At 39.5% G+C, this 21,769-nt stretch carries 26 protein-coding genes; 8 read left to right on the top strand and 18 right to left on the bottom strand.

Annotation, left to right across the window (positions count from 1 at the left end):
* Positions 1 to 334: 334 nt before the first annotated feature.
* A complete protein-coding gene (locus tag LZD48_RS12600; protein WP_235763081.1) occupies positions 335 to 580 on the bottom strand; it encodes a hypothetical protein in 246 nt (81 codons plus the stop codon).
* 290 nt (positions 581 to 870) lie between these two features.
* Here LZD48_RS12600 and pdaB point away from each other — a divergent pair, with 290 nt between their 5' ends.
* Entirely contained in the window at positions 871 to 1,623 is a 753-nt protein-coding gene (pdaB, locus tag LZD48_RS12595) for a polysaccharide deacetylase family sporulation protein PdaB (RefSeq protein ID WP_235763080.1), read from the top strand.
* On the opposite strand, the gene LZD48_RS12590 is transcribed toward pdaB, so the two are convergent.
* Positions 1,590 to 1,964, bottom strand: a complete 375-nt coding sequence (locus LZD48_RS12590; protein ID WP_235763079.1) for a hypothetical protein — start codon at positions 1,962 to 1,964, stop codon at positions 1,590 to 1,592. The two genes, pdaB and LZD48_RS12590, sit on opposite strands and share 34 nt — an antisense overlap.
* Positions 1,965 to 2,066: 102 nt before the next feature.
* Here LZD48_RS12590 and LZD48_RS12585 point away from each other — a divergent pair, with 102 nt between their 5' ends.
* A complete protein-coding gene (locus tag LZD48_RS12585) occupies positions 2,067 to 2,354 on the top strand; it encodes a hypothetical protein (RefSeq protein ID WP_235763078.1) in 288 nt (95 codons plus the stop codon).
* A gap of 73 nt (positions 2,355 to 2,427) precedes the next feature.
* Here LZD48_RS12585 and LZD48_RS12580 read toward each other — a convergent pair whose 3' ends face one another.
* The 3 genes from LZD48_RS12580 to LZD48_RS12570 form a co-directional block, all read right to left on the bottom strand.
* Positions 2,428 to 2,685 carry a hypothetical protein gene (locus LZD48_RS12580; protein ID WP_235763077.1) on the bottom strand — a complete coding sequence of 86 codons (258 nt, stop codon included), beginning with the start codon at positions 2,683 to 2,685 and terminating at the stop codon, positions 2,428 to 2,430.
* A gap of 241 nt (positions 2,686 to 2,926) precedes the next feature.
* Complete coding sequence (locus LZD48_RS12575) at positions 2,927 to 3,139, bottom strand: hypothetical protein (RefSeq protein WP_235763076.1); 213 nt, start codon at positions 3,137 to 3,139, stop codon at positions 2,927 to 2,929.
* Between the two features lie 256 nt (positions 3,140 to 3,395).
* Positions 3,396 to 4,067, bottom strand: a complete 672-nt coding sequence (locus LZD48_RS12570; RefSeq protein WP_235763075.1) for a KinB-signaling pathway activation protein — start codon at positions 4,065 to 4,067, stop codon at positions 3,396 to 3,398.
* 130 nt (positions 4,068 to 4,197) lie between these two features.
* On the opposite strand from LZD48_RS12570, the gene gerD reads away from it, so the two are divergent.
* Entirely contained in the window at positions 4,198 to 4,848 is a 651-nt protein-coding gene (gene gerD / locus LZD48_RS12565) for a spore germination lipoprotein GerD (RefSeq protein ID WP_235763074.1), read from the top strand.
* A gap of 34 nt (positions 4,849 to 4,882) precedes the next feature.
* Here the strand turns inward: gerD and salA are convergent, their stop codons facing one another.
* The gene (gene salA / locus LZD48_RS12560; RefSeq protein WP_235763089.1) at positions 4,883 to 5,935 is read right to left on the bottom strand and encodes an iron-sulfur carrier protein/transcriptional regulator SalA; all 1,053 of its coding nucleotides are present in this window, start codon (positions 5,933 to 5,935) and stop codon (positions 4,883 to 4,885) included.
* A 91-nt stretch (positions 5,936 to 6,026) separates the two neighbouring features.
* The gene (cwlD, locus tag LZD48_RS12555) at positions 6,027 to 6,746 is read right to left on the bottom strand and encodes an N-acetylmuramoyl-L-alanine amidase CwlD (RefSeq protein ID WP_235763073.1); all 720 of its coding nucleotides are present in this window, start codon (positions 6,744 to 6,746) and stop codon (positions 6,027 to 6,029) included.
* A 635-nt stretch (positions 6,747 to 7,381) separates the two neighbouring features.
* Between cwlD and LZD48_RS12550 the strand changes: the two genes are divergently transcribed.
* Positions 7,382 to 7,900: a DUF948 domain-containing protein gene (locus tag LZD48_RS12550; RefSeq protein ID WP_235763072.1), complete on the top strand. Its 519-nt coding sequence runs from the start codon at positions 7,382 to 7,384 to the stop codon at positions 7,898 to 7,900.
* A 51-nt stretch (positions 7,901 to 7,951) separates the two neighbouring features.
* Here the strand turns inward: LZD48_RS12550 and LZD48_RS12545 are convergent, their stop codons facing one another.
* The 3 genes from LZD48_RS12545 to LZD48_RS12535 are packed head-to-tail and all read right to left on the bottom strand — an operon-like array spanning position 7,952 to position 9,115.
* Positions 7,952 to 8,167: a hypothetical protein gene (locus tag LZD48_RS12545; protein ID WP_235763071.1), complete on the bottom strand. Its 216-nt coding sequence runs from the start codon at positions 8,165 to 8,167 to the stop codon at positions 7,952 to 7,954.
* Positions 8,157 to 8,615, bottom strand: coding sequence for a DUF948 domain-containing protein (locus LZD48_RS12540; RefSeq protein ID WP_235763070.1), 459 nt, complete (start codon positions 8,613 to 8,615; stop codon positions 8,157 to 8,159). The genes LZD48_RS12545 and LZD48_RS12540 overlap by 11 nt, the downstream gene beginning before the upstream one ends.
* A gap of 2 nt (positions 8,616 to 8,617) precedes the next feature.
* Positions 8,618 to 9,115 carry a DUF948 domain-containing protein gene (locus LZD48_RS12535; protein ID WP_235763069.1) on the bottom strand — a complete coding sequence of 166 codons (498 nt, stop codon included), beginning with the start codon at positions 9,113 to 9,115 and terminating at the stop codon, positions 8,618 to 8,620.
* 318 nt (positions 9,116 to 9,433) lie between these two features.
* Between LZD48_RS12535 and LZD48_RS12530 the strand changes: the two genes are divergently transcribed.
* Complete coding sequence (locus tag LZD48_RS12530) at positions 9,434 to 10,285, top strand: YihY/virulence factor BrkB family protein (protein ID WP_235763068.1); 852 nt, start codon at positions 9,434 to 9,436, stop codon at positions 10,283 to 10,285.
* Positions 10,286 to 10,425: 140 nt separating this feature from the next.
* On the opposite strand, the gene LZD48_RS12525 is transcribed toward LZD48_RS12530, so the two are convergent.
* A complete protein-coding gene (locus LZD48_RS12525; RefSeq protein WP_235763067.1) occupies positions 10,426 to 10,818 on the bottom strand; it encodes a hypothetical protein in 393 nt (130 codons plus the stop codon).
* Positions 10,815 to 11,024 (bottom strand): helix-turn-helix transcriptional regulator, encoded by a 210-nt coding sequence (locus LZD48_RS12520; protein ID WP_235763066.1) that lies wholly within the window; start codon positions 11,022 to 11,024, stop codon positions 10,815 to 10,817. Before LZD48_RS12520 ends, LZD48_RS12525 begins: the two co-directional genes overlap by 4 nt.
* 217 nt (positions 11,025 to 11,241) lie before the next feature.
* On the opposite strand from LZD48_RS12520, the gene LZD48_RS12515 reads away from it, so the two are divergent.
* On the top strand, positions 11,242 to 11,409 hold the full coding sequence (locus LZD48_RS12515; protein WP_235763065.1) for a hypothetical protein: 168 nt from the start codon (positions 11,242 to 11,244) through the stop codon (positions 11,407 to 11,409).
* 182 nt (positions 11,410 to 11,591) lie between these two features.
* Complete coding sequence (locus tag LZD48_RS12510) at positions 11,592 to 11,789, top strand: hypothetical protein (RefSeq protein WP_235763064.1); 198 nt, start codon at positions 11,592 to 11,594, stop codon at positions 11,787 to 11,789.
* Between the two features lie 480 nt (positions 11,790 to 12,269).
* On the opposite strand, the gene LZD48_RS12505 is transcribed toward LZD48_RS12510, so the two are convergent.
* The 6 genes from LZD48_RS12505 to uxaC all read right to left on the bottom strand — a co-directional run bounded on the left by LZD48_RS12505 (position 12,270) and on the right by uxaC (position 20,018).
* Complete coding sequence (locus LZD48_RS12505) at positions 12,270 to 13,559, bottom strand: efflux RND transporter periplasmic adaptor subunit (RefSeq protein WP_235763063.1); 1,290 nt, start codon at positions 13,557 to 13,559, stop codon at positions 12,270 to 12,272.
* The gene (locus LZD48_RS12500) at positions 13,556 to 14,230 is read right to left on the bottom strand and encodes a hypothetical protein (protein ID WP_235763062.1); all 675 of its coding nucleotides are present in this window, start codon (positions 14,228 to 14,230) and stop codon (positions 13,556 to 13,558) included. The genes LZD48_RS12505 and LZD48_RS12500 overlap by 4 nt, the downstream gene beginning before the upstream one ends.
* 338 nt (positions 14,231 to 14,568) lie before the next feature.
* Positions 14,569 to 16,053 carry a gluconokinase gene (locus tag LZD48_RS12495; protein WP_235763061.1) on the bottom strand — a complete coding sequence of 495 codons (1,485 nt, stop codon included), beginning with the start codon at positions 16,051 to 16,053 and terminating at the stop codon, positions 14,569 to 14,571.
* A gap of 217 nt (positions 16,054 to 16,270) precedes the next feature.
* On the bottom strand, positions 16,271 to 17,041 hold the full coding sequence (locus tag LZD48_RS12490; protein WP_235763060.1) for an SDR family oxidoreductase: 771 nt from the start codon (positions 17,039 to 17,041) through the stop codon (positions 16,271 to 16,273).
* Between the two features lie 32 nt (positions 17,042 to 17,073).
* Positions 17,074 to 18,342: a nickel pincer cofactor-dependent isomerase, group 22 gene (locus tag LZD48_RS12485; protein WP_235763059.1), complete on the bottom strand. Its 1,269-nt coding sequence runs from the start codon at positions 18,340 to 18,342 to the stop codon at positions 17,074 to 17,076.
* 278 nt (positions 18,343 to 18,620) lie between these two features.
* Positions 18,621 to 20,018, bottom strand: coding sequence for a glucuronate isomerase (gene uxaC / locus LZD48_RS12480; protein ID WP_235763058.1), 1,398 nt, complete (start codon positions 20,016 to 20,018; stop codon positions 18,621 to 18,623).
* Between the two features lie 522 nt (positions 20,019 to 20,540).
* On the opposite strand from uxaC, the gene LZD48_RS12475 reads away from it, so the two are divergent.
* The gene (locus tag LZD48_RS12475) at positions 20,541 to 21,713 is read left to right on the top strand and encodes an ROK family transcriptional regulator (RefSeq protein WP_235763057.1); all 1,173 of its coding nucleotides are present in this window, start codon (positions 20,541 to 20,543) and stop codon (positions 21,711 to 21,713) included.
* The last annotated feature ends 56 nt before the right edge of the window (positions 21,714 to 21,769 follow it).

The raw sequence follows: 21,769 nt of genomic DNA, 5'->3' as shown, positions 1-21,769 counted from the left end.
GACACCGTCATCTATTCTTAGCTTCAAAAATTGATTCAGGGATAAAAAGCTTTCGTTAGATCAATCCAACGTTTTACTTCTTACCTCTTTTTCATACTGGTTGTTTTGTTCAGTTTTCAAAGAGCAATTGAATTTCTTGTCGTTTTTTGCGACGACTTTTAATTTATCATGTTTCCAATTGGCTGTCAACACTTTTTTTAAATCTTTTTTAATTTTCTTTCAGAACGGTCAAGTAATCGTTCGGATTGACGAACCGCTGAAAATCACAACAGAATTAACTATACCATAGTATTTTTATTCATGCAAGAGAAATTTTACATTTCTTTATTTCATCTTAATAAATGCTGTCACTTAGCCTTTTTTTACACAAACCTCTTGCCGGTAGATAAGGGAGGCACTCTTCTGTGCTAGCTACGCGTAATAAAAGTTGAAAAAGCTTTTCATATCTTTCTCTCATCGATTTCTTTAGTAATGCATCGATACGATTGTCTTCCAAATCCAATAATAGCTCTTCTAATTCTCGTTTGATTAAATACTCGATTTCCTTTTGTTCCATTTCATTTATTAATAATCCCAACATACTGTTCACTCCAAACATATTAACTTCTTCTACTTCCTTCATCTAAAACAAGATACAAGAACAAAACAACTTAACACCTATCATAAATATACGCAGGAAAAGCATAATTCCGTCGGTTATTTATAGATTTTCTGTTTTCATGTTGATTTACTATTCCCGAATTCCATCCATATACAACCTGTTTTTTTAATTTTCTTCTAAACCTATCGCTACTCCAGGATGTTTTTCATTTTTTGAAGTTCTCCCTCATATATATGAAGTAAGGACAAGTTATCCAAGGAGGAACGAAAATGGATCATTTCTATGTATTCAGCTTTAAAAAGAGAAGAAGATATTTTACGCTTAGTCTTATATTGCTATTAGCCGCTGGTTTTTTCATATTCCAATCCAGCATACTTGGCAGTAATGCAAGTGATGATGTTGCACTAACAAGGGGGAGCGTGGAAGAACCGAACATTGCACTTACCTTCAACATCAGTTGGGGAGAGGAGAAAGTACATGATATTCTCGATGCATTGGCAAAAGAAGAAGTACAAGCTACCTTTTTCCTGAGCGGAGAGTGGGCAGAGCGTCATCCGATAATTGTTGAAGAAATAACAGAGGGTGGACATGAAATTGGAATACTTGGGTATAGATACAAAAGTTATGTAGAACAGGATTTGGAAGAAGTGAGAAGGGATTTATTCCTTGCTCAAGAAGCTTTTGAAAAACTCGGATTTGAAGATATCAACTTACTTCGGACTCCTAGTGGGCGGTTTAATGAAGAGATACTAGATTTAGCCGAATCAATGGGCTTTGAAGTCGTGCATTGGAATATTAATCCGAATGATTGGAAAAATCCAGGTACAGAAAATATTGTAAATGTCGTCATGAATGACACGACGAATGGAGATATCATCCTACTTCACGCCTCCGACAGGGTCAAACAGACGGCCGCAGCGCTGGAAACGATTCTGCCAGGATTGAAAGGGAAAGGATTAAACTTTGTGCCAATCAGCGAGTTAATCAGTCAAGCCCATGCCGATATTGAATTGGTGGAATAAGTTTTACAAATACGAGAGCCGGGATAATGAACGATAGTAAAAGTCGTTACGATACCCCGGCTTCTCATATAAAGCACTCCCATATTTCTTCCACTATTTTCTGACATCCCCTTTCTTCTTACTAGAAATTTATTAAACATTTCACTATAATAGTATAAATTAGAACTTACTATATCTGCTGCAAAGACCATACAAATAGGAAGGAGTTTAAAAAATGAGTGAAAATGGGACGAAAAAAAGGAATCCATCCTCTCTAAATTATTAAATGTTATTTCTGGAAGCTTTGCACCTATCAGCGGAGTGCTTGCAGACGCAGGACTATTGAAAGCTGCACTTTCCATTCTCAATTCTGCTCATCCACCGTATTCCCAATCTTCATCGCCATCTTCGTTTATGCTGCCCTGGATAAGCTTTTAAGAAAAATCATTTATAAAGACATCCAGATGTTCATCAATCCTCTCATTTCATTACTTAGTCCCAGTTACTTTCTTGTATATGGACCATTTGGAAACCTGATTGGTGAGGGACTGGGAGCAACGATCAATTTCCTGAGTGACCGAAGCGGACTAAAAGCCGGTGCGGTCGGTGTCTTCATCCGTACAAAAGACAACGCTCTAAAATCACTTGCAGCGAGCGGTATTCTCCCAGGTTCATTAGACAGGACGACAGAGGCGATTTATTACAGGATTTTACTTCGTTTCAGTTATAAGGCTTCTCGTCTAATGCTTTAAGCGGCTTATCTTCTGTGATTTCAAGCTCAAGCAAACCAGGCGTCACATCAACGTAAGTACCTGACTTCGGCTGTTAGAAGAGAAGCGCAATATCTGCTTCTTCATAGTTATCGGTTAACGTAAACTCTTCTAATTCACTAACTGCTTCGGCTGCTTGTTTTCTATACGTTTCAAACATTTCCGTTAGCAACTTCACATTTGCTTCATTAATTCGTCTCTCACTAATCCAGCCATTTTCATATGCTGCTTTTAAGTTCTCGATATCATTCGAATCCGCAACAATATCTGTTCCAGCATTGACAGCTTTCGCAAAACACTCTGGGATACTCATCTCTTCCACGCCCCAGCTCATATTATTCACAATACCGCTGTTACCATTAATATTAGCCTTTAAAATCTAATCGTTCGTTCGCGTAAAATAATCATTTAAGAAATAATAGTTGAAAGCAAAGCCAACTTCTTCAAACGGAATATCTTTCCCTTCGAATTCTTGGACAGTACTCACGGGTTCCTTCCGCCAGCTCATTCATTTTATTAACTCATTCCGCTGTATCGGACGTGCTGAAGTTATCTCATAAAATAAAATGACGAAGATGTCTCTCTTCAATAGTGTGCGTCGTACCGTATACTTTACTCGTCGCAAAGATACTTTCACCTTTTTCTACAATTTCTTCATCAAGGATGCCATCATGGCTTGTCTTACTTTTATCCTCTTGATAAAGCCCCATTCTTCGGGAGTTAATAAGCATCATCCCAATTTTTTCGTCAATATCCATTAATGACACAAGTTTCTGCTCGCTCCTCCGGACTTAGACGCCGGTCTTCATAAGGATCGAACTTTCCATTCCAATATCTTTAAATTGTAATCCGTCTACCTTAATAAGTTGCTTTCTTCTTAATTCCAAATTGGGCTGTTTTACACTTATCTTGACATTCCTCCTTGATATCGTCCTCTTTTTTTCCAGAAAAGACTTACACACGTGGAAAAGCCAGGCTATACTTGTATTAATGAATTGAGACTTCCCTTATAGACTCAGTCTTTTATGCTTTCGTTGTAGCGCTTTGTTTGCCCTTCTTCGGTGTTGCAGTTTCATTTCTTGCTGGGTCTTTCTTGGACTTGCCGTCTACTCGATTTGCGATGCGGTGCAAGCCAATGATCTGGTAGGTGTTACACGCAAGTAGCGGTGCAAACATTAACCAGACGTAATCCGAACCTTCCGCCATGAGTGCTGGTGTCCACTCTAACGTTGTAATCACAATCATAAAAAACAATGTTGGAATAAAGGCAGATGTATTTGTTTCCTTCTGTTTCCACTTGGCGACGAACCAAGAATAAAGGAAGAAGAGTAACGTGCCGAAAATCAACCAATATATTCCTATTCCACCATCTGACCCTCTGTATGGGAAATAAATTAAATCAAATAATATAAATGCAATCAACAGAATCTGCACCGCCGGCCAAAAGGAACGAAATAAGCTAATTCCGAATCGGTGAATATATAAATAAGCAAAATAACCGGTCATACTGACAACGGCAAAGGTAAGGCCTAAACCGACGAAAAACGTCAGTAATCCTAATAATTCCATCCAATTGATGGGATTAAGATAGGCAACATATGTATCCCATTTAATAATAAAGCTAATGATAATACCGGTAGCTCCGCCAATTACGAGCGTATTCCATAAAAACTTAATCAGTTTACGAATATTCACTGTAAATCCTCCTACACTTTCCATGCGTATGATTGTATTTTAACACGAACAGCAGCTTTTTTCCTCATTTTAACTGTATAGTTAGGAAGTTTGTCATACAAATTATAAATAGCAAGAAAGGTGGTGCATCATGAAAAAGCTTTTCTTCTTCATTTTCTTCCTCGTTTTCCTAACAGCTTTAACAGCTTGTGGCGGTAATCAGGCAGGAAAGGAGCAGGCAGATTATGAACAGACAAAAAAAATGGTGGTCGATATCCTGCAAACAGAAGATGGCAAAAAGGCATTGACCGAATTATTCCAAGATGAGAAAGTGAAGCAAGAACTAACCATCCAATCCGATGTCGTGAAATCTGCGATAAATGAAGTTTTAGTAAGTGACAAGGGAAAGGAAATGTGGCAATCACTCTTCAAGGATCCGAGTTTTGTCAAAGGATATACAGAAGCTATTCAAGAAGAGCAAACAAAATGGATGAAGGATTTAATGAATGATGCAGAATATCAAAAACAGATGCTTGAATTACTGCAAAATCCGGAAGTTACGGCATTGATTTTAGCAACATTGAAAAGTCAGCAATTTCGTGCCCACTTGGAAGAAACAATTCAACAAACATTAGAAACACCGCTATTTCAAGCAAGAATCCAAGAGATACTTCTGAAAGCTGCTGAAGAACAAGCAAAACAAAGTGGCGAAGACGAAGAAAGCAGCGGAGGTAGTGGTGAACAGCAAGGTGGCGAAGAACAAAGCGGAGGAAGTGAAGGTGGAGGTGGTGGAGGTGGGTAAAAATAAAAAAGAGCCCTGGGCTCTTTTTACTTACCTACTCCACTTGGGCAACAATTTTTGCAGCAATGCGGCGAAATTCCTGTCCAGTTGGATGGTCTTCCTGATAAACCGACGGTGCAAATTCTTCCTCATCCATGTATGGCTGTTGGAGCGGAAGTTGGCCAAGTACTTTCGTTTTCAGTACTTCGGCTAGCTTTTTCCCGCCGCCTTTACCGAAAACATGTTCTTTTTCGCCAGTCACTTTACTTTCAAAATAGGACATATTTTCCACAACACCAAGAATCTCATGATCCGTCTTCATCGCCATCTGACCAGCACGTGCAGCAACAAATGCTGCAGTCGGGTGCGGGGTGGTGACGATTATTTCTTTACATGTCGGAAGGAGCTCATGCACATCCATTGCAATATCTCCTGTACCCGGTGGTAAGTCGAGCAATAGATAATCCAAGTCACCCCATTCAACCTCTGAGAAGAAACTATTCAGCATCTTACCGAGCATAGGACCACGCCAAATGATCGGCGAGTTATCCTCAACAAAGAATCCCATGGAAATAACCTTTACACCGAACCGTTCTACTGGTATGATTTTCTTGCCACGAACAACTGGACGCTCTTCAATTCCCATCATATCCGGTACACTGAAACCATAAATATCAGCATCAATGACCCCGACTTTTTTTCCGAGTCTTGCGAGAGCTGTTGCAAGGTTAACTGTGACCGTCGATTTACCGACTCCACCTTTTCCGGAAGCTATCGCAATAAAATTCGGATTCGATCCGCCCATGAGAGAGGCTTCTTTTGCTTTTTCAACAGCTGGTTGATGTTTCCGGATGATTTCATCTGGCAGCTGCTCGAAACGGAGCCCCACGGTAGTCGCACCATTTTTCTTTAGAATTCCGACAATTTCCTGTTGCATCTGCATCTGTTCACCGGTATTCATCTTGGAAATTCCGACTTTCACACTGACGTGATTCTTTTCCTCTCTAATGGTAACGCTCTTCACCCCGTCAGTTTCTGCCAAAGTAGTATGTATAAACGGATCTCGCACTGGACCCAAGAGTTCCATCACCTGTTCTTTTGTTAGCAATGTTGTCACCATCCTTATTTGCATTTATGTACATCCTCAAGTATAACACAAATGACTGAAAACCTAAGCGAAATGCATTTTGATGACGGTTTCACTCTTTCTCCTCTGCCGGCTCTGTAATGTAGCGTAATACCCCTCGGTAAATGCTTGCTGCCATTTGTTCCTGATAGTCATCCTGCTTTAACAATTCTCTTTCTTCCTCATTCGATAAGAAGCCAATTTCAACTAATGCTCCTGGTGCTTCAGCGTGTTTCAGAAGATAAATTCCATCTATCTCCAGCGCTTCCCGGTCTGTATTCTCTAGATTACTCCTTATTTCCTCTTGAACCATGCGAGCAAGATGCTCATTTTCATCAAATGATGGATAATAAAAAGCCTGCGCACCCCGCCAACGCTCAGAAGGCAAGGCATTCAAGTGGATCGTTAAAAACAGATCTGCCTGCTTATGCTCAATAAACTGCAGGCGATTTCTGATATCCTCTGATTTTCTTCGTGAGAGTCCCTGTGTATCTTCATCGGCGAGATCCTCGTCCGTTTCGCGGGTTAAATAAACAAGCGCACCTGCCTGCTGTAAATAGCGCTGCAGTTGCTTCGTAACCTTTAGCGCGATATCCTTTTCCACTGTATCATCTCTCCCAACCGCTCCTCCATCTGACCCACCGTGTCCCGGATCAAGTACAATCACTTTCCCAGATAAGGGGAGTGACCAAGACGCCCAAGTCGTATCTGTTTCCTTAATCGGCATCTGAATTAAATATACTAACAGGATCAAGCCAAAGGCCCACGTACCCATTTTAAAAAGACGTTCCATCCCGTCGCCACCTTTACTATGTCACTCAACCTTCGCACCTGAAAAAATTCACTACGAATCACTTTCATTCAGCGTAAGTATCCGAAACCGAAACTCTCTTCTGGAGATCCGCAGTCCAGACACCTCTCGCACTGCTGAGCGAACGTCAAGCCTCCTCGCGCTGAGCACTAAGGGGTCTCGCCAGGCTTACCTCCGAACAGGAAGTTCTAATGCCGGCGTTGGTCACAGGACGTGACCGTTTTTAGCCGGCCTCCCGCAGGAGTCTCGAGGTGTCTGGACTGCTACCAGAAAAGACCAAATCGGGCTCACTATTTAATGTACTGGAAAGAGGCAGGAATAATTTGTATTTAAAATAATCATCCCAACCAGTTCAGTTGCCCGGTGGACGGTGACTTCTGCGGGAACAGCACGAGTCTGGAGACCCCTTAGTGCTCAGCCCGAGGAGCTCCGGCAGTTCCCAAGGATGCGCATCCGTCCACCGGGCAACTGAACGGCGACTAGAGATACTTTCAAGAGAATGAGCAAATACTTACGCTGAATGAATACGACACTCGAGTGTTTTGGACTGTGAAAGTTGAGTATGTTATTAAAATTTTATGGGAGACAGGAGAGGATTATGACTAGGGAAATGTGGTATGCTAAGAAAGGAACGTTTATCACAAAAAGAAATGTGGTATGAAAAATATATAATGATGGAGAGGAGTTTTGTGATGATTTGGGTAGGAATTGGATTAATCATCATCGGAATTGCCCTATTTGCACTAACCGGCATCTTAATTAAACCACTTAATAAAGTAGCTGCTATTCTTTCTGATGTAAAAGAAACGACGAAAGAACTCCCAGAAACGGTCAAGGATATCAGCGGCCAAGCAAATGAAGCACTCCACACTGGTGTAGATACGCTTCAGCAAATAAATGTACAATTAAAGGAGCTCACTCCTATCTTTTACCTTGTTGGAGATGTAGGAAGAGCAACACATGAACTCTCCTCCAATATGGTAAATGCGGTGGAAGAGTTTGAACAGAAAGAAACAGGCACCTTTGCTACAAGGAAAAATTTAGAATCATTATACGGTGCTGCTACCTTAGGGATGATGATTTTTCAGAAGGCAAGAGAGTTCAATAATGAGAGAAATGTAATCGACAATGAATAGTTTTGAAAAAAATGCATGGTAACTGCAAAAAAACAGTTACCATGCATTTTTTTATTTCTTTGCAGCTAAACGTGCATCTTGTTTTATCTTTTCAAGCAGGTCAGCCCGTTTCTCACCGTCCTGATAGAACTTCCTTTCCCACGCTTGCGCCTTTTGGAGTAAGGAAGGGCCACCCGCATGCTCGTCCCGATAATTCGCAAAAACAGCAAGCATCGCGCCACTTACAACGCCACTAGCAATCGAAATAATTAGACTTTTAGTTTCCACCAGTAAATTCCCCTTCAGCATAATCATTTTTCAATTGCTGGCGTCGCTTTAACCAATAATAACCGAGGGCGAAAGAGCCGTATATACCACCTAGTTTATTCGTATCGGCAATACCTTTACCTGTCTCACTCTTCTCTTTCATCGACTCCGTTACATCAACAAGGGACGATGTCAGTTTTCTCGTCGCATTTCCAACATCTCCAACAATATAAAATAATGGACTTAATTGTTCCATTTTCTCATTCACATCCGCTAAGGTCTGATTACTTTCACGAATGATATTTGAGGTTTCATTCAACATATCATCGAGTTGTCCAGGAAGCTGCTGCACCGTCTTATCCACACCATCAAGTACACCGGCTAAATTATTCAACACATGTGCTACGAATACGGCTAATACAAGAAATGCAACTCCAATTAATAATACTCCAACACCTACTAATGTCATATCTATCCCTCTCTCCCTGTTACTTTTACGATATCATGCTTTTCACGAATTTTAAGTTCATTTTTAATCATCAGCTCATTTTTTTGCTTTGGTTGCTGACCTTTCCACGTGCCATATAATTGTACTGCTACCTCACTCCATTTGATCCCTTCAATAAACGGCTTCACTTTACGGTCCATTTCCGCATCCGTTAAATTACCTAGCCCATTTTGCAGAGCAGTATTGGCAGATTGAACAGATTCACCAAGTAATTGGACAGAATCAAACATACTATCCGTTGCTTGGACCTTTTCCGTCACGTCACCGATTAATTCATCTGTCTCTTTTATCGTCTGCGAAAGCACAGGGGTCATTTTCCCGACCTGTTCCTCAGCACTGCCTAATGTAACACTTAATGACCTCATTGTATTCGTCAACCGCTTCAGGACGAAACAAATATAAACTGTTGCAATTAGAAAGGCAATGGCTACAAGTAAAATACTAAGATATATAAGTCCCATATGTACTGTTCCCTCCTTTAGCATCCACATACTCAGGCATCTATTATAGAGATATTATACCACTAGATGGCGTAAATAAAACTTTTAACGTTTTAATGAATTTCATAATACGTATTTAATGCTTCACCATCAGCATATGTAGTTGAGTTGGTTCGTTCCCAACTACATATGGTGATGGAAAAGCTGACTTTGGTAATTATGAAATTCATTCGTTTTACAAAAATATTCTTTCCCATTTTTTAAAAAAGATTAATTTAAAACAAGTAGGGTATATAGTCTGTACAATATCTTGGTAATGTTAGTGGAGGTTAAAGGATAATGGGTAAAATAAAAACAACTGGAAAAGAACTATTAGAAAAATTCAAGGAAGATAACATAACATTTCTGGCAGCTGCTCTAGCTTATTATTTTCTGTTGGCAATTTTCCCGTTATTGATTGTCGGCTTTGCAATCATTCCATATTTTAATATTTCCGCAGATGATGCGCTCGGTTTCTTCTCAAGTGTTTTACCTGGAGAGATTGCAACTTTATTTGAAGAAAATATTATTAATCTGATTGACACTCCAAGGGGCGGGTTACTGACCATCGGGATTATCGGTGCGTTGTGGTCAGCGTCCAATGGAATTGATGCGTTCATCAAGTCATCGAACGAAGCATTTGATGTGGAAGAAACGAGGTCGTTTATCGTCGTTCGTTTAATTTCCCTCGGACTGACAATCGGACTGATTATCTCAGTCATTGTCGCAATTCTATTACCGGTCCTCGGAGATGTTATTTTACAACTTGTTGGATCCATCATTGGAATAACGGCTGGGATGGGAATTTTACTGCATGTCTTGCGCTGGTTGATTAGTATTATTGTGCTCACCACATTTATCATGTTACTATACCGCTTTGCACCGAATAAGAAAATACCTTTTAAGCACATCATTCCCGGAGCTTTACTTGCCAGTTTGCTCTGGCAGGTTATTTCATTCGGTTTTTCAATTTATGTCAGTAACTTTGGTAATTATTCAGCGACGTACGGGACGCTCGGTGGAGTGATTATTCTTATGACATGGTTCTTCTTGACAGGTCTTATCTTAATGCTTGGTGCAAGTATTACGGTTATTTATCATCGCCATAAAATCCAGAACGCTGCAGAGCTACATAAAGCAGCAAATATTTAGAAAAAGAACCTGTGGAGGATTCTCAGGCTGTCGCGAAACCCTCGGCAGCCTATTTATTTCTTTTAATAAAAAAGCTTGTAGTGAAACAACACCTACAAGCTGGCTCAGAGTAAAACGCTTATTTTTATCTTTTTGGTCTATTATTTACTTTTAACAATTAAAGTTCCAATTCCGTACAAACACATATATATAAGTACTATAATCCACAATAAAGATGTAGGAACACTCTCAATACTTAAAAAAGTTGTAATTATCAATGATAGAAAGAGAAGACCTATAAATATTTGAGATGCAAATATCTGAAACTTCAATATGTTTCTTAACGTTCTTTCATCCATATTAGGTGTACTGTCAGATTTTCGTTTAACTTGAATTATATTTACTACAATTAATATTATTGAAACAGGCAACGTCCCTATAAATGGCGCTACTGTGAACCCATCCCCACGAATGACAACTCTTATGAATTGAGCTAGTAAAACTCCTAATAAAATAGCAATTCCGCCATACGCTAATGTCCATTTCCCTTTCATTTCTCATCCTCCTCCAAAATAAAGATCTCATTAAAGTCTAAATTGAAATATTTGGCTATTTTAAGAGCTAATTCTAAACTAGGATTATACTTATTGTTTTCTATCGCAGTAAATGTCTGCCGGGTCACCTGTAATTCTTCGGCTATCGTTAATTGCTTAATACCTCTTTGCTTCCTTATTTTTCGTATGTTGTTTTTAACAGCCACACATTATCCCTCCTCCTATAAAATTTGAAGTTTTATTTAGATTTATATCATATTACAGAAAAAAGTAAAGATGTCTTTACATTTTTCCGTAAAAATAGTAAGAGTATATTAAAATATGGTAAGTATACATTAATTTTTATATTTCCAAGAAATAGAAAAGGGAGATAGTTTAGTTATATATTTTTTTACTAAATAAAAATTATAGGAGAGTGATCTTTTGAACATTTCAAAGAAGGGCCAAAAGAAAATATTCGCTTTAGCCATGATACTGATGTTGTCGATTTCATTTTCTCTAAATTCTGTAAGCGCTAATAATGTTGATAGCAAAAATAAAACTAGTCCAAAAGACGAAATTTTATCTGGTGATGCTATGGAAAAAATATAACTGCTATTGAAGAAAATAAGATTTATAAAGAACTTTCTTCTTCTAAGAAGTTACTCAGAAAAGACGCGAATGGAAATCAAGCTGAGGCTCAAGTAGTTTCTCTCTCGGAAAATGATACCTTTGCTAATGATATTGTAATTGTTCAAACGAAGGTAGATAACTCCAAGGAACACATAGGAATTTTGGGATTAGTTGATAAAGATACTTTAGAAGTATACTCGGTAACAACAATGACTGAAGCAGAAAACTTTTTTGGCAATTTAGTAATTACTGAGTATAATGGTGAATCTGGAGAGATTCTAATGCAGAATACACTAAATGAAAAGGGAGAAGTAGAAGAATCTAATAGTCTAAGCGAAATTGATCGAGACAGCTACTAGTTTAAGGTTATTGCGGTTTGGCAACTAGCGGTTCTTGTTCATTGGGGTGTCTAGCTTTAATTGGTGTACCTGGGGGATATCCAGCATGTACATTACTATGTGGTGCCCTTGCTAGTGGAGCTGCATGCTAATTTTGTGAAAAAGTCTTAACTTGAAGTTGGAACTAAAATATAAGAGTACATTAAAAATAATAAACCAATTTCCTCATTAGCTGGTGAGTGTAAACTAAACTGTGTAAGTAAAAGAGCGTACGAATCTTACTTCACAGTTTAGTTTTTTATTGCCAGACCAATGTTATAACGATTGGGAATTTATTCTATCGACTAAATCAAAGCGAAAAGGAAAACAGCTGAATTAACGAAACAAATTCTAGTAAATGTAGAAGATACGCAGAATGCACCTATAGATATATTTGAGTCCATGTTTGAGTTCGAATAATTGCCACAGATAGAAGGATATTCGGTAATAGTTAAGAAAATATTATCTGGATAATAACCCACTAACAAATGGCTGTAACCAGTCATTCTCCTTCATATGGAATGATTCCTTCGTTACCTGCCTCCATTTCAGCGGGGTAATGTACGTTGCCCCTTCTCTAAGTTGGCGAACAGGTCCTTCAGCTAGTGAGGTATCTACTTCAAGCCCGGAAGTTATTTCAAACTGGTTATCTTCATATAACCCGGTCTCAACGGCTTTCTGTTCCAGCTTCCCAGCACTTGTCATTTGCCATACGCCCCCATTTAATAAAGCACCATCAAAAATAGTCGTCGCATTCATCGATTCTTCCAGCGTAATGGTAAGTGTCCCGTGATAACCTGGTAATAACTCTGATTCCATTTCGGCCCCAGTTTCCTTTTCCGTTTCTGTTTCTTCACCTTCTTCATCTTCCTCTGGCGTATCTTCTGGGAAATTTGCAGTAAATGGGTAAATACTTTCTTTTTCCACATCAAGTTCGACCGGAGAATCATCGAGTGAATCAACAGAACCTTCTAAAAGAACATCTGTCTCTTCTAACTGTAAAATAGCGGGCATACCTGTCTCTACTTCTAATCGCTCTGCTTCACTTAAATCACCTGTTGCGTGAAGATCCGTACTTTCGATAACAATTAAAGGATTACCGAGATCTGTAGAAATCTGCTTTATTTTCCCTGCGAAAGGACTTTCATATGTAATCATGTCACCCGTATCCCGGAGCTCTGACAGTTGATTTTCCACTGTCGTTAATTCCGTCGTTTTCGCAGCTAATTCTTGCTCTTTCTCTGCAATGAATTGTTCTTTCATTAGTTCTGCTTCAACCGGGGATTCTGGAAGTTCAACGAAAATATCTTCTTCCGTAATCAAAACCGAGCTCGCTGGATTAAATTCATCCGCAGGAATATGATATGCCTCCATTTGAGATATCGCTTGTTCAATTGCTGCCATTTCCCCTTGTACACGTTCCATCTGCTGAAGTAAATCTGATTCCGTTTCATAATAATTTTCCACTCGGTAGGTGAATAAACTTGAACCTGGTGTTACTTCTTCCCCAACCGCAACGAGGAACTGCTGGAAGACTCCCTCCGTCCGGTCAAAGTAAATTTCTTCTTCATCTGCAGCCTCTAAGACAACTGGTTTATACAACTCTTTCTTTAAATCAGCAGTCACACTTTCCGACCATTTATTCACGTAAGAAACTCTGTCTACTCGTGCTTCATCGTCTAAATATACAAGAAGTAAATTCAACGCGATGAACACAAGTATCCCTAATTGAATAAAGCGATTCTTTCTCATTCAAACCACCCACTTATCATATAAGAGTCAGCGAATGCTATGGTTCCCGCAAGCACCCAGCCGAGCACATGGAGCAACAAGATAAATGCCCATAACGTCCGGCTTCCGATTTCTGAAAGCGTATGTAAGAACCGGTATTGGAACCAAATAATCCAAAATTGAAACAATGTGATTGCACCAAAGAAATAAATAAACCAATCCATTTCCGTAATATAGGAAGCGATAATCCCAAAGGAGAGCGGTGATGCAAACCAGTCCAGTCCCGCAAATAATGCAAGAGGAATCCACAGTAGTCTTTCGATCAGCATAACCGAGAGCACAACCTGCTGCATAATGACGAGCTTTCCATAAGGTATTTCCGTAATTAAATAGAAAATCAGACTGGGAATGAAAAGAATGAATGCAGCAAATAAAGCACCATAAATCATTCTGCCAATGACAAACCATAATTTACTCGTTTCATATTCAGTTGCACTTAGCTCCGCGGCTCCTCCTGCAAGCATTGAGCTGCCGATTCCCAAATAAGCCATCCACCCGTAAATAAGTACCGCAACGAGAATCAATAGAGTACTAGTTTTTCTTACGTTGGATAGTCTTTCTGCTTGTCTAATCCGAAAGATATGATCATAGATTGATGTGAAAAATTTAAACAACTGGACACGATAGAGCATGATTCGACTTCCTTTTATAGTTTATATGTAGTGAATGAATTTCATAATTACCAAAGTTGGCTTTCCCATCACCGTATGTAGTTGGGAACGAACCAACTCAACTACATATGGTGATGGTGATGCATTAAATACGTATTATGAAATTCATTAGTAGTGACTTACATTTTAACCCATGTACCGAATAATTTCTATGTATATCATTAGAAAACTTGACATTCGTCAATGCTTTACGGCGAATGCTTTAGTAGCGCTGCTGCAAAAGAAAGAATTCCCGCTTATCTATCTCCAAAAAACCGGCAGACGTAATGAACGGTGCCAGTTCTTTTATGCAGCTTCGATTAGATTTCATCAAATAAGACAGTAACAGCATCAGCAAGCTTCTCATACTTCTTATAAACCTTTTGATAAGCTTCGTGATTTTCTTTATTTGCAGTAATCTTCTTCTCCGTCGGCAGATTCTCTTTAATATCTTGGAAAGCCTTCGCTTCACCTGCCGCAACAAGTGCCACCCATGCTGCACCCCACGCTGCATTATGGTGTGTTTCTGAAAAGTATAGATCCTCACCGAAAATATCAGCTAAAATCTGAACCCAGATTTCAGAACGCGTCAGCCCACCGTTCACCGTAATTTTTTTCGGTGCTCCGGCAAGTTTTTCAAGTGATTGGCTAATTTGGTAAATATTAAACGCTATCCCCTCTAATACCGCACGGGTTACTTCTGCTTGTGTATGCTCCACCTGCAGACCATAGAAGTTTCCAGCTGTTTTCTGCACCCATAATGGAGCACGTTCGCCGTTTACATATGGTAAAAAGAGAATGCCATTCGCTCCTGGCTCAACATCTTTTGCTGTTTCAATAATAGCTGTAAAGTTGCCTGGGAATTTAATCAGGTCTTTGAACCATTGCAGAACGATACCACCATTATTCGTCGGTCCGCCAATAATCGACGTATCATTCGAGAAGGCATAAGTAAATGTCTCCATCTTATCGTTAATCGGCGCCCCGTCGATGAACTGACGAATCGCACCACTCGTCCCAACAGAAATATTAACCTCTCCGGGAGACGTTGCCCCACTCCCAAGGTTCGCAAGCTGTCCATCTGCAGAACCGATGATGAATCGATGGTTAGCTGGAACTCCTAGACTTTCCTTCACTTCAGGAATAAGCCCAGTCAACTCATAAGTCGGCTCAACAACGGGAGCGAGCTGGGATTCCTCAACACCTGCAAGTTCTAAGGCTTCCTTATCCCATACCTGGTTCTTCACATCAAACATCCCGGTAGATGATGCCATCGCGTAATCAATCACACGTTCACCAAACCAATGATATACGAGATATTCCTTCATCGTCATAAAACTTTTCGCCTGTTTATAAGCAGGTTCTTCATTTTCCTTCATCCACATTAGCTTCGTAAATGGAGTCATCGGATGAATCGGTGTTCCCGTCCGTGAATAAATCTCATCACCTTTACCACTATCCAGCAATCTTTCTGCCTGTTCGCCCGCACGGCCATCCGACCATATCAGCATTTTTGATAAGGGATTTCCGACTTCATCAACACAGATCAATGAATGCATCGCTGTGCAAAGCCCAGTAGCTACAAGCTCATATTTCTCCTCATCAACCGCAGCGAGTACATCCCGCATTACCTTTCTTGCTGCAGTTTCTACCTCTTTCGGATCCTGCTCCGCGTAACCATACTCCGGATAATGCGTCGTCACCATCTCTTCCGCTTCCGCATACAACTTCCCTTTCGCATCAAAAACAACCGCCTTCGCACTCGTCGTCCCTATATCTAAACCAACCACTAATTTTCCCTTCAAAATCCTCATCCTTTAAGCAATAATTATGGGACACAGGGTCAGAGGCGTTGTCCCATTTTTTAAAAGTATACCATTTCATTAATCATGATTGAACGGAAAAAAGTTTTGAAGGAATACGCTTCCCTCAAAACCTCTTCTCTCTTTCCGGGTCAGGAGCTTGTCTTCCTCCGTGAGAGGAAACCTGTCTCTATCGCTCCCTGTCGTCCGTTAACTCTTATTATATTGTCATGCTTCCATACCCACCGTCAACACGGAGGAATGTACCTGTTACGAAGGAAGATGCTTTATCAGATGCTAGGTAAACCGCTGCACCAATTAACTCTTCCGCTTCACCAAAACGGTTCATTGGTGTATGGCGCATAATATCACTAATTCTTTCATCATCTAAAATTTTACGGTTTTGTTCCGCTGGGAAGAATCCAGGAATAATTGCGTTCACACGAATACCATTTGGCGCGAACTCGCGAGCTAAGTATTGTGTCACACTGTTGATACCCGCTTTAGATGCTGAGTATGTGAATACACGTGATAATGGCGGATCAGAAGATACAGAAGAAATATTAATGATACTTCCCTTTCTCCCTTGATCAACCATTTTCTTAGCAAACAATTGTGTCGTGAACACGATTCCTTTTAAGTTGACATCCATGATACCATCCCATTCTTCCGGGGTAAGTTCAAAAAATGGTGTCGAACTGTTTCTGCCAGGTGCATTCAATAAGATATCCCAGCCGCCTGCCCATTCTTCAATTTCTTCAGCAGCTTTGGAGATTGTGTCGAGCTTAGCTACGTCACCGTAAAATGCTTCTGCTTCCCCACCGTTTGCTTTAATTTCTTCAGCAACTTCTTTAGCTGTGTCCAAGTTACGTCCAACAATCGCTACACGTGCGCCTTGTTCAACTAAACCTTTAGAGATTGCACTTCCTAATGTACTATTCCCGCCAAATGCGACTACTGTTTTACCTGTTAAATCAAATAAATTAGTCAATATAGTCCCCTCACTTTTGTTTTTATGCTACCCTAAAATAAATTACCATTCTCATCAAAATCAAGCTCATATACATCCGATACCTGTTCAAGGTCAGGATGTTTATTCACATGTTCCAAAAGGGTTTCTGAAACTTCAATTTCGCCGAGCTCTAACGTGTTCGTAATCCGAACAACTGTTGCTTTTGTAAAATCAAGAATGTTACACGTCTTGATCGCCGCTTGATAAGCTTGCTTGTCGTTTTCCAATGTTGTGGAAATATGAGTTGGTCCGACGACAGTTGATGTTAGACCATTCGCATATGTTCCGTGTCGATCCATTTTATTAACGAGCCGCTCGGTTGTAAAGTCAGCTGTTCCGACCCCATTAGCATTTCCTTCTGACTCTGACCTTAAGTCAAGAACGGCCATTTTCGATACATCTGGCCCGCCATGAGCATATGGCGTCGGGTATCTCCCCGTAATGTTCGGATCCATCCCATCACCACTAATGTTCTTGCCGATCTCATCAATGATCAATACATCAATTTGATCGAAATGAAGTTTCGGCAACAACTCCTTCGCCCTCTTCTGAAGTTCAATTTCCCGCTCCTCAATGTCTTCAGGCCTCATCACAGCAACTTCTGCTACTTTATCAAATGGATTTTCTACGGTCGCTACTGCAAAAAGAATCGGCATCTTCTCTAATGCAACGCGAGCCATCTTCGGAATATTATCCGCCATGTGCTTAAAGCCCATCTGATGACAAGCTTCCGCACCTTTTTGCTTCCCTAAACCGATACTAATCATCTTCATGATTCCACTTTCAACCGGTCCTCGGAATGCGGTATGCGGTTTAATCCGGTTAATGACAACAATTCCGTCCGCTTCAGAAGCAAGTTTATCGATATAAACTGGCAGACCATTCTCGAGTTCATCGATTTTGATTACTTCCATTGATGAACGGATTTCTGCTCCTACTGTTCCCTCCGTTACACCAAGGTGTTCAAGTACTGCCTTTTGCCCTAGTGCTGTTGCGCCCCCGTGACTTCCCATAGACGGCACGATAAAAGGAGTCGCTCCAAGTTCCTTTAAGAAGTCAACCGTTACTTTTGTAATATCAACAAGTCGGTCAACCCCTCTGCTCCCAACAGCAAGCGCAATTTCCATCCCAGGTTTGACGAATTCTGCAACTTTTTCCTTGTCCAATTCCGCTCGAATTGCTCCCGGCACATCTTCAATTTTTGTGTCATTAAAGGTTTGCCGCACTTTAGCCATCTTTGGAATCGGAATATCCTTTAACAATTCATGGAGAATACTCATCTTTTGTCGCCTCCAATTTTTTATATTCTTTTAACTTGTTATTACTTCATACCCTTATGGCAAACACTTTATAAGGATTCATTGAAATCCCTTTCATTCAGCATGAAAAAAGAAGACTTAATTAGTTTGACGGGTAAATTAATGTCTATCTCTAGAATAACACTTCCTTGTATGGTCGTCAATTTTAAAATTACCCAAGAAAAAGAACAAGCCTAAACATATCGATTCTTATGCTTTAGGCTTGTTAAAACTATTGCTTTTTTCTTTTTTATTTAGGTTCAAAGTTGAAAGTAACGTTTGGCATTTTCATAACTGATATTTCTTACATATGTGCTTAATAATTCCATATCTTTCGGCGCTTTTTCTTCTTCAACCCAAGTTCCGAGAATATTACATAAAATTCTGCGGAAATATTCATGTCTCGGGAAGGATAAGAAGCTTCTGGAATCCGTCAGCATACCGATGAAGTTACTGATTAAACCGAAGTTAGCTAACGTCTTCATCTGATCTTCCATTCCATCAATTGTATCGTTGAACCACCAAGCTGTTCCGAATTGCACCTTTCCTGGTATTTCATCACTCTGAAAATTCCCTGCCGTTGCAGCAATTATATTGTTATCGCGTGCGTTCAAGCTATAAAGAACCGTCTTCGGAAGCTTGTTATTGAGATCCATTGCATCGAGTAAGTTCGATAATTTATTTGCAAGCAGATGATCACCTACAGAGTCAAATCCGGCATCCGGTCCTATTAGTTTAAACATGCGCGTACTGTTGTTACGAAGCGGGTTAATATGGAGCTGCATGACCCAACCTTTATCCGCATAAAGTTCACCTAACACTACCAATGTATATGTTCTAAATTGCTCGACTTCTTTCTCCGTTAATACCTCGCCTTTTAAGCGCTTCGCGAAGATTTGAGCGACTTCATCTTTCGTTGCCTCTTCATAAAACATCACATTAATTCCATGATCCGAGCTGCGGCAGCCATTTTCATCAAAGTAGTTCACACGGTTTTCTAGCGCTTGTAAAAACGCATCATAATTTTCAATCGAACTGTTTGTTACTGCTTCCAGCTTTTCCACCCAAGCTACGAAATCATCATTCTCAATACCTAAACCTTTATCTGGTCGGAAGGAAGGAGACACCATAACAGAGTAATCTGTTTCCGCTAAAGCTTGGTGTGCTTTCAGATCATCTGTCGGGTCATCTGTCGTTCCAACAAATTCGACTTTTTTATTTTTCAGCAAAGCTCTTGTCGATAAATCAGGCGTTTTTAATTTGGCATTCGCTGCTTCCCAAATTGCTGGTGCAGATTTCTCATTTAACAATTCATCGATACCGAAATAACGTAATAATTCAAGGTGGGTCCAGTGGTAGAGCGGGTTTCCAATTGCATGCGGAACCGTTTTAGACCAAGCTAAGAACTTCTCGTAAGCAGGCTTGTCTCCAGTGATATAACTTTCTGAAATCCCATTCGCACGCATTAAACGCCATTTATAATGGTCTTCCCCTAACCAAACATCTGCTAAGTTATCATAATTCTTGTCCTCAAGAATCTCATACTGGTTCAAGTGGTTATGGTAATCGATAATCGGTAAATCCTTGGCCGTGTCATGATATAACTCACTGGCAGTGTCATTGTAAAGTAAAAAGTCGTCTGTGATAAACGTTTTCATTTTTTAACCTACTTTCCTTTATAATTAAGTATTTCTACGCTTTTTAAATAACTTTCATTATTTGTTTGCCAAACAAACAAAAATGCACTATACTTAATAGTGCATGTAAACGCTTTACAATTCAAGTAAAAACCATTAATGAATTTCATAATACGTATTTAATGCTTCACCATCACTATATGTAGTTGAGTTGGTTCGTTCCCAACTACATATGGTGATGGAAAAGCCGACTTTGGTAATTATGAAATTCATTCCCATAATTAATTTTTAACATTTATATTAACCTACGAATTTATTAATATAGACAACACATAACTATCATTAAATCTATCATCGTCTTTTAACGTTCTATAAACGGTTTGATATAATAGATAAGTAAAAGCACAGTAAATTTAAAAGCCTTTACAGTCTATATTGTAAAGCATGTTGGTTTTTATAGTTTGTTCTGTAGACAAACCATTAAAATTCTTCAGCTTATGAAAAAAGTGAGAAGTTTTTATTTATTTAAAAGGGGGAACCGGAATGGTTATTGGGGATGGCGCCTATATTAAAAAATTGAACAGATCGCTGATTTTGCAAAAGATTATTGAACATGAATTTATTTCGCGTGCAGAAATTGCTAAGATAACAGGGTTAAACAAAGCAACAATTTCCGTACAAGTTGCTGATTTGCTGGATGCAAAACTTGTGCAAGAAACACAGCAAGAGCATAATACAGTCGGCAGACGACCAATTATGCTTTCCATTAATGAAAGTGCGGGTTATGTTCTCGGTATTGATCTTGACTTTAAAGAAATTAAATTTCAAATTTCCGATTTACAAGGAAACATAGTAGAAACCAATACAATAGCAATCAATACAGAAGTATATGAAGAAATACTATATATTCTTATCGAAGAAATTCGTGATTATAAAGAAAAGTATTCTACGTGTCATTACGGACTCGTTCAGGCAATTATCGGTGTTCATGGCACAGTAAATAATGATGAATGGATTCAATTCATTCCAAGATTTCACTGGAGCAACAAAGACTTAAAGTCAGATATTGAACGGGAAGTTGATGTTAAAGTTTCAATTGAAAATACAGCGAACCTATCGATTTTCGCTGAAAGAGTTTATAAATATCCAGAAAGTGACAATATGCTCGGTATCGTACTGATCTCGGGAATTGGAGCAGGGATTATTAATGATGGTAAGCTAGTAAAAGGGCATGATGGCTATGCTGGTGAAATTGGTCATATGATTATTTCCCCTTTTGGTCAAGAGTGCCGCTGCGGGAATTCCGGCTGCTGGGAACTTTATGCAGCAGAGCCGGTTGTCTTTTCACAATTAATGGAAAGACTTGACCGACCGAATTTAAGTTATAACGACATTAAGCAATTATTGGCTGTATCGGACCCAACTACTTGCGAAGTTATGAAAACCTTTATCAGTTACGTATCTATCGGCTTGAATAATATGATTAATTCTTATAATCCCGAAACGTTGATTATTAATAGTGAACTATTGAAGGTTTATCCAAACGCGATTGAAGAGATTGAAGAAAACCTTCAATCATCAGTCAGTGTTTACCGACAAATCGTTTTATCTGACCTTGGAAAAGATGCAAGTGTATTAGGGGCCTGTGCGCTTGCTATCCAAAACTTCTTCCAAGTTGAAGAAGTCGTATTTTCTAGAGAAGAAGTGTTAGATTAATTATATGTTTTGGCACAAAAAAACGAAGACATTCTTTTTGAATGTCTCCGTCTTTT

It is taken from the genome of Oceanobacillus alkalisoli (assembly GCF_021556485.1).
Taxonomy (GTDB): domain Bacteria; phylum Bacillota; class Bacilli; order Bacillales; family Amphibacillaceae; genus Oceanobacillus; species Oceanobacillus alkalisoli.
This window is presented reverse-complemented; position numbering and strand designations above follow the sequence as displayed.

Excerpts from the sequence above, each read along its gene's own strand:
- uxaC (WP_235763058.1), bottom strand. The coding sequence starts at position 20,018 with ATGAAAACGTTTATCACAGACGACTTTTTACTTTACAATGACACTGCC.
- cwlD (WP_235763073.1), bottom strand. The coding sequence starts at position 6,746 with ATGGAACGTCTTTTTAAAATGGGTACGTGGGCCTTTGGCTTGATCCTG.
- LZD48_RS12540 (WP_235763070.1), bottom strand. The coding sequence starts at position 8,615 with ATGACATTAGTAGGTGTTGGAGTATTATTAATTGGAGTTGCATTTCTT.
- LZD48_RS12550 (WP_235763072.1), top strand. The coding sequence starts at position 7,382 with ATGCTAAGAAAGGAACGTTTATCACAAAAAGAAATGTGGTATGAAAAA.
- LZD48_RS12525 (WP_235763067.1), bottom strand. The coding sequence starts at position 10,818 with ATGAAAGGGAAATGGACATTAGCGTATGGCGGAATTGCTATTTTATTA.
- LZD48_RS12600 (WP_235763081.1), bottom strand. The coding sequence starts at position 580 with ATGTTGGGATTATTAATAAATGAAATGGAACAAAAGGAAATCGAGTAT.
- LZD48_RS12590 (WP_235763079.1), bottom strand. The coding sequence starts at position 1,964 with ATGGAAAGTGCAGCTTTCAATAGTCCTGCGTCTGCAAGCACTCCGCTG.
- gerD (WP_235763074.1), top strand. The coding sequence starts at position 4,198 with ATGAAAAAGCTTTTCTTCTTCATTTTCTTCCTCGTTTTCCTAACAGCT.
- LZD48_RS12585 (WP_235763078.1), top strand. The coding sequence starts at position 2,067 with ATGTTCATCAATCCTCTCATTTCATTACTTAGTCCCAGTTACTTTCTT.
- LZD48_RS12500 (WP_235763062.1), bottom strand. The coding sequence starts at position 14,230 with ATGCTCTATCGTGTCCAGTTGTTTAAATTTTTCACATCAATCTATGAT.
- LZD48_RS12475 (WP_235763057.1), top strand. The coding sequence starts at position 20,541 with ATGGTTATTGGGGATGGCGCCTATATTAAAAAATTGAACAGATCGCTG.
- LZD48_RS12535 (WP_235763069.1), bottom strand. The coding sequence starts at position 9,115 with ATGGGACTTATATATCTTAGTATTTTACTTGTAGCCATTGCCTTTCTA.
- LZD48_RS12485 (WP_235763059.1), bottom strand. The coding sequence starts at position 18,342 with ATGAGTATTCTCCATGAATTGTTAAAGGATATTCCGATTCCAAAGATG.
- LZD48_RS12580 (WP_235763077.1), bottom strand. The coding sequence starts at position 2,685 with ATGAGTATCCCAGAGTGTTTTGCGAAAGCTGTCAATGCTGGAACAGAT.
- LZD48_RS12505 (WP_235763063.1), bottom strand. The coding sequence starts at position 13,559 with ATGAGAAAGAATCGCTTTATTCAATTAGGGATACTTGTGTTCATCGCG.
- pdaB (WP_235763080.1), top strand. The coding sequence starts at position 871 with ATGGATCATTTCTATGTATTCAGCTTTAAAAAGAGAAGAAGATATTTT.
- LZD48_RS12530 (WP_235763068.1), top strand. The coding sequence starts at position 9,434 with ATGGGTAAAATAAAAACAACTGGAAAAGAACTATTAGAAAAATTCAAG.